Annotated in this window: 12 protein-coding genes; 9 read left to right on the top strand and 3 right to left on the bottom strand. The window is 73.2% G+C overall.

The genetic code is table 11. The features are described from left to right. Positions 1 to 3: 3 nt before the first annotated feature. Together ACZ6B1_RS18825 and ACZ6B1_RS18820 are read right to left on the bottom strand one after the other, a co-directional pair. Complete coding sequence (locus tag ACZ6B1_RS18825) at positions 4 to 1137, bottom strand: hypothetical protein (protein ID WP_468779705.1); 1134 nt, start codon at positions 1135 to 1137, stop codon at positions 4 to 6. Between the two features lie 64 nt (positions 1138 to 1201). Beyond that, complete coding sequence (locus ACZ6B1_RS18820; protein ID WP_468780131.1) at positions 1202 to 2344, bottom strand: PP2C family protein-serine/threonine phosphatase; 1143 nt, start codon at positions 2342 to 2344, stop codon at positions 1202 to 1204. Positions 2345 to 2496: 152 nt separating this feature from the next. On the opposite strand from ACZ6B1_RS18820, the gene ACZ6B1_RS18815 reads away from it, so the two are divergent. Both ACZ6B1_RS18815 and ACZ6B1_RS18810 read left to right on the top strand, forming a co-directional pair. Then, positions 2497 to 2985, top strand: a complete 489-nt coding sequence (locus tag ACZ6B1_RS18815; RefSeq protein ID WP_468779703.1) for a hypothetical protein — start codon at positions 2497 to 2499, stop codon at positions 2983 to 2985. A gap of 328 nt (positions 2986 to 3313) precedes the next feature. Then, entirely contained in the window at positions 3314 to 4255 is a 942-nt protein-coding gene (locus ACZ6B1_RS18810) for a hypothetical protein (RefSeq protein WP_468779701.1), read from the top strand. On the opposite strand, the gene ACZ6B1_RS18805 is transcribed toward ACZ6B1_RS18810, so the two are convergent. Beyond that, positions 4155 to 5501, bottom strand: a complete 1347-nt coding sequence (locus ACZ6B1_RS18805) for an aminotransferase-like domain-containing protein (protein WP_468779699.1) — start codon at positions 5499 to 5501, stop codon at positions 4155 to 4157. The two genes, ACZ6B1_RS18810 and ACZ6B1_RS18805, sit on opposite strands and share 101 nt — an antisense overlap. An 88-nt stretch (positions 5502 to 5589) precedes the next feature. On the opposite strand from ACZ6B1_RS18805, the gene ACZ6B1_RS18800 reads away from it, so the two are divergent. The 7 genes from ACZ6B1_RS18800 (at position 5590) to ACZ6B1_RS18770 (ending at position 15808) form a co-directional block, all read left to right on the top strand. Next, positions 5590 to 6393 (top strand): alpha/beta fold hydrolase, encoded by an 804-nt coding sequence (locus ACZ6B1_RS18800; RefSeq protein ID WP_468779697.1) that lies wholly within the window; start codon positions 5590 to 5592, stop codon positions 6391 to 6393. Then, positions 6390 to 7373 (top strand): endonuclease/exonuclease/phosphatase family protein, encoded by a 984-nt coding sequence (locus tag ACZ6B1_RS18795; RefSeq protein WP_468779695.1) that lies wholly within the window; start codon positions 6390 to 6392, stop codon positions 7371 to 7373. Before ACZ6B1_RS18800 ends, ACZ6B1_RS18795 begins: the two co-directional genes overlap by 4 nt. Before the next feature lie 61 nt (positions 7374 to 7434). Next, positions 7435 to 8922, top strand: a complete 1488-nt coding sequence (locus tag ACZ6B1_RS18790; RefSeq protein ID WP_468779693.1) for a VWA domain-containing protein — start codon at positions 7435 to 7437, stop codon at positions 8920 to 8922. Positions 8923 to 9060: 138 nt separating this feature from the next. Next, on the top strand, positions 9061 to 10776 hold the full coding sequence (gene metG, locus ACZ6B1_RS18785) for a methionine--tRNA ligase (RefSeq protein WP_468779691.1): 1716 nt from the start codon (positions 9061 to 9063) through the stop codon (positions 10774 to 10776). A 364-nt stretch (positions 10777 to 11140) separates the two neighbouring features. Continuing rightward, positions 11141 to 11854 (top strand): nucleotidyl transferase AbiEii/AbiGii toxin family protein, encoded by a 714-nt coding sequence (locus ACZ6B1_RS18780; protein ID WP_468779689.1) that lies wholly within the window; start codon positions 11141 to 11143, stop codon positions 11852 to 11854. Between the two features lie 115 nt (positions 11855 to 11969). Further along, positions 11970 to 15095 (top strand): FG-GAP repeat domain-containing protein, encoded by a 3126-nt coding sequence (locus ACZ6B1_RS18775; protein ID WP_468779687.1) that lies wholly within the window; start codon positions 11970 to 11972, stop codon positions 15093 to 15095. Positions 15096 to 15220: 125 nt separating this feature from the next. Beyond that, a complete protein-coding gene (locus ACZ6B1_RS18770) occupies positions 15221 to 15808 on the top strand; it encodes a hypothetical protein (RefSeq protein ID WP_468779685.1) in 588 nt (195 codons plus the stop codon). Positions 15809 to 15823: the final 15 nt, after the last annotated feature.

The raw sequence follows: 15823 nt of genomic DNA, 5'->3' as shown, positions 1-15823 counted from the left end.
GGGTCATCCCGCCTGGAGCTGCCGCAGATGCCGCTGGACGTTCTCCAGCGCGCCCCGCCGGCGGCCCGGCACCCGCAGCCTCAACTCCGCGAGCGCGGGTCCGAGTTCACGGGCCCGCGCCGCGTCCTTGATGCTCCCCCACTGGTGATGGGCCCGGTCCACGGCCGCCTCCACGGCGGGCGTGTCCGGCGCCTGCCCCGCGGCCAGCCGCACCCCGGCCACCGCCAGCCAGGCCCGGCAGCTCCGCGCCGCGTCGCCCGCGAACATGGCGAGGTCCGCCCGGACCTCGGCCCAGTGCAGGGCCTCCCCCGAGGCGGGACCGAAGGCGCGCACGGCGGCCTCCTCCTGCCGCGCGGCGAACGCGTCGGCCTCGGCGTGCCGGCCCGCACGGACGGCGTCGCTGATGGCCGCGTGCGGATCGCCCTGCGCCGGCGGGGCGGTCACCGGGGCGTTTGGCGTGTACGGACGCGGCACCACCGGCAGGGGGACGGGCCGGTGGGCGAAGCCCCCGGGGCCGGCCAGCACCAGGTCCCTTCCCGCGCCCGGCTCGGTGACCCGCGCCAGGGCGTGCTCGTGCAGCTCGGCGAGCGGCGGCCGGTGCCCGCTGCGCAGCAGGGTCGCCACCGCCTTCATGTACGCCGGCTCGGCCGGACCCCGGCCCCTGGCCGGGGGCGCGATACGGCCGTAGACCGCGGTCGTGCGCCCGGAGTCCAGCGGGTGCTCGGCCAGTTGCCGCCAGGTTTCCGCGTCCGCGTGCAGATCGACCACGAGCGCGGTGTCGGCCGCGGAGCGCAGCCGCAGCTCCTCCCGGATCCACGCCCAGGGCAGGGCCGTGTAGCGGACGGTCGCCGGGGTGGTGCGGGCCAGCGCGAGATGCGGTCGGCGCTGGCGCCGGTCCAGGTGCAGCTGGCCGGTGACGTACACGGTGAGCGGTCCGGGCGCGGCCGCGGCGGCGCGCAGCCGGGTGAGGACGGCCTGCGGCTCGAGCGGGTCGGCGAGTTCGACCACGTTCGCGGTGTCGGTGCCGGACAGCACCGCGGGAGCGACCGCGGCGAGGACGGGCAGCACACCGGCCGCGTCCACCAGACGCCCCCGGCCCAGCGGCGAGGCCGCGAGCAGCAGCACGGTTCCGGGCATCGTCCCTCCCCTGTGGATCGCCCTACAGCCAGCACCGTAGCCGCTGCTGCTGCAAAGGGTCGGCTCAGGACCGCAAACGTCCCTGTTCGGGGTCTTCGCGCATCCGCCGAATGGCGAACACCGTGGTGTCGTCGCCCAGGTGACCGCCGGTGTGCCGGAGCACGCCGTCGCGGACCCGGCGCACCAGCCGGTGCGGCTCGGCGCGGCCCGGGTCGGCCGCGACCGCCCGGGTCACCTCCGGGACGAGCGGGTAGAACTCCCCGGCCCTGTCCCGCGCCTCGGTCACCCCGTCGGTCACCAGCAGCAGCGTCTCCTCGCGGCCCAGCGGCACCCGGTGCAGCGGCGGGCAGCCGGCCACCAGGTCGCCGAGTCCGAGGGGCAGGCCGTCACCGGCCGGCAGGGCGCGCACTCCGTGCGGGCCGACGGCGAGCGGCGGCTCGTGGCCGAAGTTGATCAGCTCGACCGTGTCCGGGTCGTCCTCGGGGAAGCCGAGCAGCACGGCGGTGGAGAAGCGGTCGCCGTCGTCCCGGCCGAGCGCGACGCGGTGCAGGCGGTGCCGGGTCATACGGGTCTCCAGCCGCTCGGCGACGACCGTGAGCTCCGCCTCGTGATAGGCGGCCTCCCGGAAGGTGCCGAGCAGCGCGGCCGCCGTCTCCACCGCGCCCAGCCCCTTGCCCTGGACGTCCCCGACGAGGACCCGGGTGCCGTGCGGGCCGGGCTGGATGTCGTAGTAGTCACCGCCGACCCGGGCGTCCACGTCGGCGGCGAGATAGGCACCCGCGTGCTCCAGCCCTCCCCAGTCCGGCGGCAGCCTGCGCAGCACGGTGCGGCGGGTGGTGTCGGCGATGTCCCGCATGTGCAGCAGCTGCCGCTCCCTGCGCGCCCGCGCGGCGGAGGCCAGCGTGGCGAGGGCGCCGCCGAGGGCGACGAGCAGGAGGTCGGCGAGACCGGCCCGGTGCTCGCTGGGGAAGGCGCGGTCCACGGCGACGTACGTGAACAGGGAGAGCACCGCGTACCCGGCGGTCGTCCACACCCCGCAGAGCGCGGCGGCCGTGCCGGGGACCAGCACGATCCAGGAGACGATCCGGAACCATTCACTGGTCCTGAGATCCAGCACCGTGATGCCGGCGAGGAGCAGCAGGGGCAGCGCCTGCACCGCGATCCGCTCACGAGTCCGCAGCGGCTGCCGCCGGCGCCGGGACTCCATCTGCGTCACGGCGGGCAGCGCTCCATGACCCTCAGCGAAGCACGGCATCGAAACGGTCGCATCCGGGCACCCGGCCCGTCCGACCGACTTGCCAGGCCGTCCCCACAGGTGTGCCCTGGAGACCGGGGGCGAGGAGCGAGAGGAGTGCTCTCATGGCTCAAGCGGCACCCGCGCCCGGTGGAATGCCCGGGCGCACGACAGCGCCCGCACTCGGCGGCCCGGACGCGGCCGCCCGCCACCGGCCGCCCGATGTCTTCGACGAGCGGACCCACGCGATGGCGCGGTGGGTGCTGCCCATCGTGCTCGGCCTGATCTACGGCTACTGGGCCGCCGCCAACACCCGCTACGGCGGCCCCATCACCGGCTTGAACGTGCTGTTCGGCGTGGTGACGGGCATCGTCTTCTTCGCCGTCTTCCGGGCCCTGGAGTACTTCGCCGCGCGCTGCCGGCGCGAGGTGCACGCGGTCCTGTGGGCGGCCTTCACGGGAATCGCGGTCGGCTTCCTGTACAGCCTGAGCGGCCGCGGCCACGGCGTGTGGGAGTCCACGGTCCTGGCCCTGGCGATCGCCGTGCCCACGTTCGCGGTGCTGTTCTACCGCTACTACACGCACGAGGACGCGGCCGGCCACCGCATCCGCTGAGCACGCGGTCCCGCGCCGAGCGCGCTGGACCGTGTCCGCGGATCGCGCGGCACGCGCGTGGGCCCCGGCCGGACGACCCGGCCGGGGCCCACGCACTCCCCTGTGCTTCCCTTCCTCACCGGTCGCCGGGCCCGCTTCCCGCGGCCCGGCGTCTCCCAAGCACCAGGAAACACCCGTTCGGGTGAACCCTCCACCGGAGGGCGGATTCGCCCGGTTCCGGCGAGCGGAAGTGGGGGAGGCGGCCCGGGTGGGCCGTTCGGCCGCGCCCCGTCCCCCGAATGCGGGCGCCCCGCTCGCGCACCCGGGCGGGCGGCTCTTGCCTTGAAGGGTGCCCCCACGCCTCAGGAGCGCCCTGTCGGCCGCCCTGATCGCCGTGTCCTGCCTCCTCGTGCCGTTCGGCGCGCTGGCGGCCTGGGCGGCGTACGGACTCGCCGACACGGGCCGGTACGTCACCGCGATGGCCCCGCTCGCCGCCGACCCCGACGTGCGGGAAGCCGTCGCGGAGACCGTGGGGGACGGCATCCTGCGCGAGGTGGACCAGCGGATGCACGTCCGCCCGCTGGAGGGCTCGGTCACCCCGTTCGTGCACGAGGCGGTGCGCTCCTTCACCCAGACCCGGGCCTTCCGGATGGCCTGGGACACCGGCAACCGGGTCACCCACGACGCCGTCCTGCGCGCCCTGCGCGAGGACACCGCCGCCGGCGACGCGGGCGACGGCCCGGTCACCGTCGACCTCGCCCCCGTCACCGCCCAGGTCAAACAGCAGCTCACCGACGACCACATCGCGCTGGCCGCGCGCATCCCGGTGGAGCACACCGCGGTGCCCGTGCTCGAGGCACGCGAGGTGGCCCCGCTGCGGAAGGGATTCCACGTGCTCGAAGTCGCCGGTTTCTGGTGCCCCGTCGCGGCCCTCGTCTTCGCGGTCGCCGGTATCGCCCTGGCCGTCCACCGCCGGGGCGCGATCGTGGCGACCGCGCTCGGCACGGCCCTGGGCGGCGGCCTGCTCAACCTAGCCCTCGTCATCGGCCGCGGCCTCACCCTCGACGGCCTGGCCGAAGGCGTGTCCCATCCGGCAGCGGGAGCGGTCTACGACGCCCTGACCGGCACCCTGCGCACGGCCTCCTGGCTGCTGATCGGCCTCGGTCTCGTGGTGGCCCTCACCGCCCTGCTCACCCGCAGGCTGCGGCCGCCCCGTCCCGCGCGACGCCGGCGAGGATCCGCAGCGCCCGCCCAAGCTCCCGCTCCGGAACCGACCCGAGCCCGAGTCTGACCGCGTCCGGCGTGGTGCTCGGATCCACCCGGAACGCCGTGCCCGGGGTCACCGCGATCCCGTGTGCGCGCGCGGCCGCGGTGAAGGTGTCCGCCCGCCAGGGCGCGGGCAGCCGCCACCAGGCGAAGTAGGCGGCCGGGTCGGACCGTACGTCGAAACCCGCCAGCTCGTCGATGGCCAGCCGCTGCCGGCGCGCGGCGTCCCGCCGCTTGGCGGCGACCAGCCGCGCCACGGTCCCGTCGCCGATCCACCGCACGGCCGCCTCCAGCGCGAAGGAGCCCGCGCTCCAGCCGCCGGACCTGATGGCACGCGCCACCGCCTCGGCCCGCTCGGCCGGTACGGAGGCGAACCCCACGGTGAGCCCCGGCGCGACCCGCTTGGACAGCCCGTCCACCAGGTGCACGAGATCCGGGGCGAGCGCGGCCAGCGGCGGCGGGCCGGCCGGCTCCAGGAAGGACCAGATCCGGTCCTCCACGACCGGTATCCCCAGGCTGTGCACGACATCGGCCACCCGCTCCCGGCGCTCGGCGTCCATGGTCAGCGAGGTCGGGTTGTGCAGGGTCGGCTGGAGGTAGAGGGCGGACAGCGGGGCGGCCCGGTGGGCCGCGGCGACCGACTCGGCGAGCGGCCCCCGGTTGTCGGCCGCGAGCGGGACGAGCACGCAGCCGAGCCGGGCCGCGATCTCCTTGACCAGCGGATACGTCAGCGGCTCCACACCGACCCGGCCGCCCGGCCGGACCAGGGAGGCGAGGGTGGCGGCGATGGCCTGGCGGGCGTTGCCGGTGAAGAGCAGCCCCGCCGGGTCGGGCCGCCAACCCCCCGTGGCCAGCAGCCCGCCGGCCGCCTCCCGCGCCGCGTCCGTGCCGGTGGCCGCGGCGGGCCGCAGCGCCTCGCTCAGCGCGTCCGGCCGCAGCAGCGGCGCGAGCGCGGGGGCGAGCAGCTCCGACTGGCCGGGCGCGGACGGATAGTTCAGCTCCAGGTTCACCGGCGTGGTGGCGGCCGCCTCGGTCAGCGCCCGCCCCGGCTGCCCGTCCGGCTCGGTCGCCCGCACGAACGTGCCGCGCCCGACCTCACCCACCACCAGCCCCCGGCGCACGAGTTCGGCGTATACCCGGCCCGCCGTGGAGGCGGCGATCCCGTGCCGCCGGGCGAACGCCCGCTGCGGCGGCAGCCGTTGCCCCGGCCGGAGCCGCCCGGATCCGATGTCACCGGCGATCCGGTCGGCGATACGCCGGTAGTCCTCCACAAGTCCCCCTGCCGTAACGCACGTTGGATTGCACCGAGGGCAAAGATTTTATTGCACCGAGAAGACGCGGCACCCTAGGGTCGATCACATGCCCCCCTTCCTCGCATACGATGACAAAAACCCCGGAACCTCCACCCGCGCCCCGCTCGTCCTCGTCCACGGCCACCCCTTCGACCGCACGATGTGGGCCCCGCAGCTCGCCGCGTTCTCCGCCGGGCGCCGGGTGATCGCCCCCGACCTGCGCGGCTACGGCGCCTCCCCGGTGACCCCCGGCACCGTCCCGCTCTCCCGCCACGCCCGTGACATCGAGGAGCTGCTCGACTTCCTGGAGGTGGACACCTTCGTCCTGGCCGGGCTGTCGATGGGCGGCCAGATCGCCATGGAGTGCTACGACCGCTTCGGCGACCGCGTCCGCGGCCTGGTCCTCGCGGACACCTTCCCCGACCCCGAGACCCCCGAGGGCAGACGGGGCCGGACCGCCCTGGCCGCCCGGCTGCTCGCCGAGGGCATGCGCGGCTACGCCGACGAGGTCCTGGAGCGGATGGTCGCCCCCTACGCCGATCCCGGGGTCAAGGCCCATGTGCACCGCATGATGACGGCCACCTCGGCCGAGGGCGCCGCGGCCGCCCTGCGCGGCCGCGCCGAACGTCCCGACTACCGCCCGCTGCTGACCCGGGTCTCGGTGCCGGCGCTGGTCGTGGTGGGCGCCGACGACACGTTCACACCGGTCGCCGACGCGGAGGCCATGCACGCGCTGCTGCCCGACTCCGCCCTGCACGTGGCCGAGGGCGCGGCCCACATGCCGAACCTGGAGCGGCCGGAGAAGTTCAACGAGGTACTGGGGAGGTTCCTGGCCCGGGTGGACGCCCCGCCCGTAGGCTCGGCCGGGTGACCGATCGACCCGGACGCGGACCGGGCACCTGGTGCGTGGTACTGCTCCTCACCGGGGCCGGCGCGGTCCTCGGCTGCCGGATGGCCGGCACCGACGGCGTCACGCCCGCACCGCAGCTGCTCGCCTTCCTGCCCTGGCTGCTCGCGCCGGCCGGACTCGGCCTGCTGTGCGCGCTGCTCGCCCGCTGGTGGCCGGGGCTGGTCTGGGCGGTGGCCGTACTCGGTCTGCTGGCCTGGTACCTCGACCCCTACGGCAAGGTCCACGAGCCCGACGGCCCACCACTCGCCTCCCTGCGCGTCCTGACCGCGAACGTCGAGTTCGGGCGCGGCACCCCCGCCCTGGTCCCGCAGCTCCGCCGCCACCACCCCGACCTCGTCCTCGTCGAGGAGTGCGAGCGCACCTGCCGGGCCACCCTGGACGAGGAACTCGCCGACGTCTATCCCCACCGGCGGGCCGTGGCTGCGGACGGCTCCCGGGGCTCCCTGATCCTGAGCCGTTTCCCGCTGAGGCCCGCGGCGGGCGTGCCCGGCACGATGGGCATGCCCGGCGCCGTGGCCGCCGTACGCGGCCACGCCGTACGGGTCCAGCTCGCCCACCCGATGCCACCGCTCCCCGGCCAGGTCGGCCGGTGGAAACGCGAACTCGGCCGGCTCCGCGCCTACGCCGCCGGGGACACCCGTACCCCGACCATCCTCGCGGGCGACTTCAACGCCTCACAGGACCACGAGGCCTTCCGCCGCATCCTCGACACCGGCCTGACCGACGCGGCCCGCCTCGCAGGCCACGACCGCACCCCGAGCTGGCCCTCCCGCACGGCCTCCGTCATCGGCGCCCAGATCGACCACGTCCTGCTCACCTCGGACTTCTCCGCCGAGGACGCCCGATTCCTGCGCCTGACGGGCACCGACCACCGCGCGCTCGTCACCGACGTCACGCTCCACGGCTCCGCCGGAGACCGAAAAGCAACTTCGGGCCGCTAACCTTACGTGTCCGTCCTGGCCAGGGATTAACGGGTACCAACTCACGCAAAGGGTTGCGCACATGGGCATTCTCACTCTCCTGCGGAACGCATTCGGCCGGGGGCGCAAGGCGCGCGCCGCCGAAGCAGAGGGTGCGGACCGACGTCCGTCGCAGGAACCGGAGCCGACGACCACCGACCCGGCCCCGACCGCCCAGGTCCCCGAGCCCCGCACGTCGTCCCCCGACGAACACGATCTGGTCTCGGCGGCCTTCGACAGCATCACGGTCCCCAGGCAGCCGGACCGCTCCGCGGAATCCCCGGCCACGGACACGCCGGCCCCCGAACTGATCCTCAACCTGACACCGGAGCCGGAGGCGGAGGCGACGCCGGATGCGGAGGCCGCGCCGGAGGCGGAGGCCACGCCGGAGGCGGAGGCCGCGCCGGAGGCGCCAGCCAAGGCAGAGGCGGAGGCGACAGCCGAGCCGGCGCCGAAGCCGACCGAGGCGGAGGCCACCCCCGAGCCGCAGGCACCGACGGCCGAGGCGGAGGCCGAATCGACGCCGGAGCCGACCGAGCCCGAGGCGGAGCCGAAGGCACAGGACGAGCCCGAGCGGGCACCGAAGCCGACCGAGGCGAAGGCAGAGGCCGAGGCGGAGCCGAAGGCCTCCACCCCCGAGCCGCAGGCCGCCGACGGCGAGGACACCCCGCAGGGGCCACCCGCACCCGACAACGAGAGCCGCACGGGTGGTGCGGGTGGGAACACTCCCGCCGAAGGCGAAGCCGAGGCGTCCTCCGAGCCGCAGGCACCCTCCGCCGAGGCGTCCCCCGAGCCGCAGGCACCGGCGGCCGAGGCGCCGGCGGAGCCGCAGGCACAGGCGGAGCCCCAGGCCCCCTCCGCCAAGCCCGCAACCCCCCTCACCAAGATCAAGTCCCGCACCCCCAGCCTCATCACCGCCTACAAGGCAGCCACCGCCACCCTCAAGAAGAACAACCTCACCGGCACCCGAGCGAAGCTCTACCTCGTCCTCGACCGCTCCGCGAGCATGCGCCCGTACTACAAGGACGGCTCCGCCCAGGCCCTCGCCGACCAGACCCTCGCCCTCGCCGCCCACCTCGACCCCGAGGCCACGGTCCACGTCGTCCTCTTCTCCACGGAGATCGACGGCACGACCGACCTGACCCTCGCCGAGGACCACGAGACGAAGATCGACGACGTCCACGCGAGCCTCGGCCGTATGGGCCGCACCAGCTACCACGCCGCCGTGGAGGCCGTACTCGCCCACCACGAGAAGAACAACGAACCCGGCACCCCCGTACTGGTGGTCTTCCAGACGGACGGCGCCCCCGACGCCAAGACCCCCGCGACCCAGTCCCTCACCGAGGCCGCGAAGAACCACCCCTGCGTCTTCTTCTCCTTCGTCGCGTTCGGCGAGCACGACAACAAGGCCTTCGACTACCTGCGCAAACTGAAGACCGACAACACGTCCTTCTTCCACGCCGGCCCCACCCCCCGAGAGCTCACGGACACCGAGCTCTACGAGGGCGTCCTCGCGGCCTGGCGCCCGTAACACCCCGTAACGGCGCACAACGCACCGCGCAAAAAATGCCGCCCGCTTCTCACCCCGTAAAACGGGAGGCGGGCGGCATACACATGTCGGCTACGATTTCAAGGTTCGCAAAACAACCCGACCTGGGAGCAGCCCCCGATGGCTCGACACCTCATCACCAGCGCCCTTCCGTACATCAACGGGATCAAGCACCTGGGCAACATGGTGGGGTCCATGCTCCCGGCGGACGTGTACTCCCGGTACCTCCGCCAGCGCGGCCACGACGTCCTGTACATCTGCGCCACGGACGAGCACGGCACTCCCGCCGAGCTGGCCGCGAAGGAGCAGGGCCTCGCGGTGGACGAGTTCTGCGCCCAGGCGCACGACGCGCAGAAGGCGGTCTACGACGGCTTCGCGCTGGCCTTCGACTACTTCGGCCGCAGCTCCTCGGCGGAGAACCGGGACATCACCCAGCACTTCGCCCGCAAGCTCAACGAGAACGGTTTCATCGAAGAGCGCGCCATCCGCCAGGTGTACAGCCCCACCGACGGCCGCTTCCTCCCGGACCGCTACGTCGAGGGCACCTGTCCCCACTGCGGCTACGACAAGGCCCGCGGCGACCAGTGCGAGAACTGCACCCGCGTGCTGGACCCGACCGATCTGATCAACCCGCGCTCGGCCATCTCCGGCTCCACGGACCTGGAGGTCCGCGAGACCAAGCACCTCTTCCTGCTGCAGTCGAAGCTGCAGCACGAGGTCGAGCAGTGGGTGGCCCGCCACGAGGACGACTGGCCGCAGCTCGCCTCCTCCATCGCCCGCAAGTGGCTGAACGAGGGCCTGCACGACCGTGCGATCACCCGCGATCTGGACTGGGGCGTCCCCGTGCCCGCGGACGCCTGGCCGGAGCTGGCGGCCGAGGGCAAGGTCTTCTACGTCTGGTTCGACGCCCCGATCGAGTACATCGGCGCGACGAAGGAGTGGGCGGACCAGGACCCGGAGAACCGGGACTGGAAGTCGTGGTGGTACGACGTGGACACCGAGGTCCGCTACACGGAGTTCATGGCCAAGGACAACGTCCCCTTCCACACCGTGATGTTCCCGGCCACCGAGCTGGGCGTGCGTGAGCCGTGGAAGAAGGTCGACTTCGTCAAGGCCTTCAACTGGCTGACGTACTACGGCGGCAAGTTCTCCACCTCGCAGAAGCGCGGCGTCTTCACCGACCAGGCGCTGGACATCCTGCCCGCCGACTACTGGCGTTACTTCCTGATCGCCAACGCCCCCGAGTCGGACGACTCGTCCTTCACCTGGGAGCACTTCACCGCCACGGTCAACAAGGACCTCGCCGACACCCTCGGCAACTTCGTCAACCGGGTCCTGTCGTTCTCCCGCAAGCGCTTCGGCGACGACGTGCCGGCCGGCGGCGAGCCGGGCGAGGCCGAGGCGAAGCTCGGTGAGGAGATCGCGCGCCTGCTGGCCGAGTACGAGGAGCAGATGGAGGCACTCCAGTTCCGCAAGGCGGCCGCCGCCCTGCGCGCCCTGTGGTCGGCGGGCAACTCCTACCTGGAGGAGAAGGCCCCCTGGCTGGAGATCAAGACGAACAAGGACGGCGCGGCGCTCACCCTGCGCACTGCGATGAACCTGATCCACCTGTACGCGGTGGTCTCCGAGCCCTTCATCCCGGCGACGGCGAAGACGATGCGCGAGGCGTTCTCCCTCAAGGACGACACGGCGACGTGGGTCACGGCGGCCGAGGCGAAGACCCTCTCCTCCGTTCCCGCCGGCACCCCCTTCACGGTCCCGCCGGTCCTCTTCGCCAAGCTCACGGACGAGGACCTGGAGAACTACAAGGAGCGCTTCGGCGGCGAAGAGGGCTGAGTGTGACGGTCGCCGGGGGAACGGCCCTCTTCCAGCGCCTGGCTGCGAAGCCGACCGCGTAGCCCCGTCTCCACATCGAGAGAGGCCCGGAAACATTACGTTTCCGGGCCTCGGCGTGTTCGCCGTCCCCGAGCAAGAAGGCGTGAACCACCGCGGACACGCCAGAGAAACTGTCCACCAGCGACCTGCCACCGGCGCCCGGCCACCCTCCTGGCCCACCGCCTCACCGCCCAGCTCCCACGCCCCGCAGGTTGAGCACAGACCGAAGCCTGCCCGGACCGGACCCTGATCGATGACCTGAACCGGAGTCTTCCGGGCGGGGCGCCCCACCACCCCGCCCCCCTTCTGGCAGAGTACGGATGCCGTGACCCCTTCCGACCCCCAGCTGCGACTTCTCGCGGACGTTCTCGGCGCAGGCAGCACGTATGCGCTGGTGCTCGCGGGCGGTTATGCCCTGCAGGCGCACGGCCTGGTGTCCCGTCCGCACGCCAATGTCGACTTCGCCACCGAGAGCCCCAGGGTCATGGAGCGGATCGTGGCCGCCGTCGACTCGGCCCTGGAGGCGCGCGGACGCCGGGTGCGGGTGGGGGCCGTCACCCCGCTCACCGCGCAGCTCACCGTCACCGATCCGCCGAGCGGGGAGCCCATCGCGCTCGCGCTGCACAAGGAGGCCTTCTGGCAGCCGCCCGAGCTGACCGAGTACGGGCCCGCCCTGTCGCTGGAGGACGCGGTCGGTACGAAGATCCGCGCGCTGTACGACCGGGGAGCGGCCGTCGACCTCGTCGACGCGCGGGGCGCCGCCGCCCGGTTCTCCCTGCCCCGCCTGGAGGAACTGGGCCGCCGTCACGCCCACGACCCCTTCGACCTGCCCACCCTCCAGTCCCGGCTCACCGGCACGGACTTCTACGCCGACGCCGACTTCCGCCGGTACGGCCTGGACGAGCCCCAGGTTCTGGCCCTGCGCGCCTGGGCCCAGCACTGGTCCGACGACATCGCCGAGCGGCTGATGGAGGACGGCGCGTACCCGGACACCGAGCAGGATCCCGACACGGACACGGATACGGACGTGGATACGTAATCCGGTGCGAGTACCGGTGAGCGGCCCGGCACCCTCCCCGTCAACAACGGGAAAAGGGCTGGTAAAGTCCGCTCACTTGGCGAGGGCGGGGGCCCTCGCGGGGAGGGAACCTCACGTGGGCAGACACGCCCCGAGACGGCGCGGCATGGCCGCGGCCGTCTCCTCGTTCGCGGTCGCCGTGGCGGCCGTCTCCGCCGCCGTACTGCCGGAGAGCGGCGCCTCCGCCGACCAGACCGGCACGGCGGCAGGCACCACCGAGATCACACTGAGCCACCCCGGCTCCTCCGCCTACCCGCGCACCGACCGGCCGCTCGTCGCCGGGCAGAGCGGGTTCCTGCACCGGGCGAGCGGGGTCCCCGGGCTGCTGTGGACGGATTACGCCGACGGCACGACCACGGTCGTGAGCACCAAAGACGGCGCCTACACGCCGGTCGGCTCCTGCGCGAACCTGGGCTCGACGACCTGCTCGACGGGCACGTACGGCTCGGACGCCGACCTGGTCGCGCTGCCGTCGAGCGTGTCGGACAAGATCGTGACGCTGTGGGATCCGACGACGCGGACCACGTCGTCGTTCACGGCCGCCACCGCGTACCGGGGACTGGCCGGGAAGACCGTCGTCACCGAGCGCGACCTGATCGACCGCGTGGACGGCCAGTGGCGCGCCCGTGCCATCCAGCCTTCCTGGCTGCGCGTCAACTCCGGCGCGATCACCGCCGTGGACGAACACGGCGCGCTGGTCAGGGTGGACTCGAACCTGTACTACCTCGACCTCGACACGGCCGTGGCCACCCAGGCCTTCACCGGTACGGGCGCCCGCCCGGTCACCGTCCAGAGCGAGGACCGCACCGGCTGGTACGACGCCGCCTCCGGTGACCTGCACCTGAAGCAGCGCACCGACCCGGGCGGCGCCGAGCAGGTGCTCGACCTGCCGGCACCCGGCGCCACCCTGGACGGTGCCCCGGTGCTCAGCGGCGACTGGCTGCTGCTGCCCCTGCACACCGGCACCGGGACCAGCGAACTGACCGCGGTGTCCCTCACGGACGGGTCGTCGCACCCCCTGCTGGACAAGGCCGGCGAGTACGCGGTCCACGCCTTTGGCGACGGCGCCCTCGTCACCGGCGGCACCGGCCCGACCGACTGGTGGGTGCGGCGCGTCGGCCAGGGTCAGGACGGCTCGCCGAGCCTGGAGAAGGTGGCCCAGGTCCCGGCCGTGGAGAACGCCAAGACCGGCCTCGCGCTCAGCCGCGGCAGCCTGCGCGTCGCCGAGGACAAGCCGGGCAGCACCTCGGACACCACCACGGTGCGCACCCTGACCACCGACGGCGGCACCGAACTGACCGCTTCCGAGCCGAAGACCGGTGACTCGGTCAGCTCCGTGTGCCCGTACCAGGGCGCCGACTGCTCGATGCTGTGGGGCAACAGCGGCACCGACCCCGAGGACGTCTTCCTCGGCACCTACTACGACGGCGACGAGGGCGGCAGCGGCCTGGAGAACGCGGACCGGCTGGTCGCCATCGGCGACGAATGGTCCAGCGGCTACCTGGAGTTCCACACCGCGGGCGGCACGATCGTCGACGTCTCCGACGGCTACGCGGTGTACAACTCCGGCGGCGCCTCCCCGGCGCAGTACGTCGGTGAGTTCGGGCAGGGCCAGAAGTTCAAGCGCTCGGTGCGCGCCGCCGCGCTGAACGGCTCCACCCTGTGGAGCGCCGCCACCGCCGGCAAGCTCACCTCGTACAGCCTCACCGAGGACCGCACCCTCGCCACGGTCACCGTGCCGGGCCTCGGCTGCGTGCCGAACGAACTGCAGGCGGCGGGCCGCTGGGTGTACTGGGCGTGCGGCGACGGATCCGCCGGTGTCTACGACACCAAGGCGGCCACCTCCCGTGCGGTGACCGGCGGCGACGTGCTGCTCGGCGACGGCTTCACGATCCACCACGACCACTCCGCCGGCACCCTGGTGCTGACCGCGGCGGCCACCGGCACCACCCGTGTGGTCGCCACCGGTCTCCAGGAGTCGGGCCTCGCCGTGGACCGCCGCTTCCGGTGGACCGTGGACGAGTACACGGGCCTGGTCGCCTGGACCGACCTCTACCAGCGCACGCACATCGCCACCACCGGTGTCCCCCCGTCGGCCGTGACGTCCATCGGCACGGAGACCGAGAGCTACGTGGAGCCCGGCTCGACGCCCCACTGGACCCAGGTGAGGCTGTCCCGCCCGGTCACGTCCTGGTCCCTGAGCTTCACCTCGGTGCAGAGCGGCGCGACCGCCCGGGGCACGCGCACCTACACCGGCGGTGCGACCTCGTCCCAGGTGTCGGTGAGCTGGGACGGGAAGACCTCGGGCGGCACCCCGTTCCCCAACGGTGAGTTCCGCTGGGCCCTGAAGGCGACCGGCGTCGGCGCCGGCACGGCGGACACCGTGGCCTCCGGCGAAGGCTTCCTGACCCGCGGATCGGCCGTGCGGCACGACTTCGGCAGCCTGGACGGCCCGGACGGCCGGGGCGACCTGCTCACCCTGAACTCCTCCGGCGGCCTGACCTTCCAGTACGGCACCGGAACCGGCAAGTTCGGCTCCAAGACCACCGGCACGGGCTGGGCCACCACCATCAAGGCCGTCCCCTTCGGCGACCTGAGCGGCGACCGCTGCAACGACGTCCTCGTGCGCTACAGCAGCGGGGCCCTGCGGCTGTACAAGCCGGGCTGCAACGCGGCCGTCAAGCCGTCCACGTCGTACACCACCCTCGCGAGCAGCGGCTGGACCCAGTACGACGTCCTGACCTCACCCGGTGACGTCAGCGGCGACGGACGTCCGGACCTGATCACCCGCAACGCCTCCACCGGCGCCGTCTACCTCTACAAGGGCACCAGCACCGGCAAGCTGTCGTCCCGCGTGAAGCTGTACGACGACTGGAAGGGCTACAAGAAGATCATCGGTGCCGGCGACCTCAACGGCGACGGCATCGGCGACCTGCTCGCGCAGGACAAGGCCAACACCCTCTACCGCTACAACGGCAAGGGCGACGGCACCTTCGCGGCCCGCGCCAAGGTCTTCGGCGACTGGGGCGCCTCCTACAACGCCGTGGTCGGCGTGGGTGACCTCACCGACGACGGGAAGGTGGACCTCGTATCCCGCGACAGCAGCGGCAACGCCTGGCGCAACAGCGGTGACGGCAAGGGCTCCTTCGGATCCCGCACGAAGATCGCCACCGGCTGGAGCGGCTACAAGTCCCTCTCCTGACAGAGCGGTTCCGGACGGAACAGTTCTTGACGGCTTCTTCATAGGTCCTTCATCACCCCGGATCTACATTCGTCGCCGCCCGGCCGGAACAGGCCGGGCGGCGACGGCGTGAAGGGGGCACGGTGATGAGTGCGCGGCGGAGGTTCGGGACGCGGAGCCGGCTGGTCGGAGTGGCGGTCGCGGTGGCGGCCGTGGTGGGCGTCGCCGGCTGCGGCGGTGACGGCGACAGCGGCGGCGAGGTCGCCTCGGCCGGCGGCGGCAAGGCGGGCGCCGGCGCCTCCAGGAACGCGTCGAGCGAGCTGACCGAGTACGTCGACGCCCAGCGCAAGTGGGTCGGCTGCCTGCGTGACGCCGGGCTCGACGCGCCCGACCCCGACGCCGAGGGCAAGGTGGACCTCGGCGACCAGTCCAGGTGGAAGCGCGATCCCAAGGCCCTCAAGGCACAGGAGAAGTGCGCGGACCTCAGCGTGCCCGTCCCGGACAGCGTCGAGAAGGCCCAGCAGCCCGAGCTGTCCAAGGCGGAGATCCGGAAGAACCAGAAGTACGCCAAGTGCATGCAGGAGCACGGCGCCGCCGACTTCCCGGACACCGACTCCGGCGGCCACTTCCGCGACGTCACCTGGGACTCCACGTCCGCGGGCGCCAAACGGGCCACGCGCGAGTGCGCCTCCATCATCGGCGTGCCCACCGACGCGCCCTCGGCCCAGGGCTGACGGGCCGGTGCCGTG

This window comes from Streptomyces sp. NPDC041129 (assembly GCF_055592265.1).
This window is presented reverse-complemented; position numbering and strand designations above follow the sequence as displayed.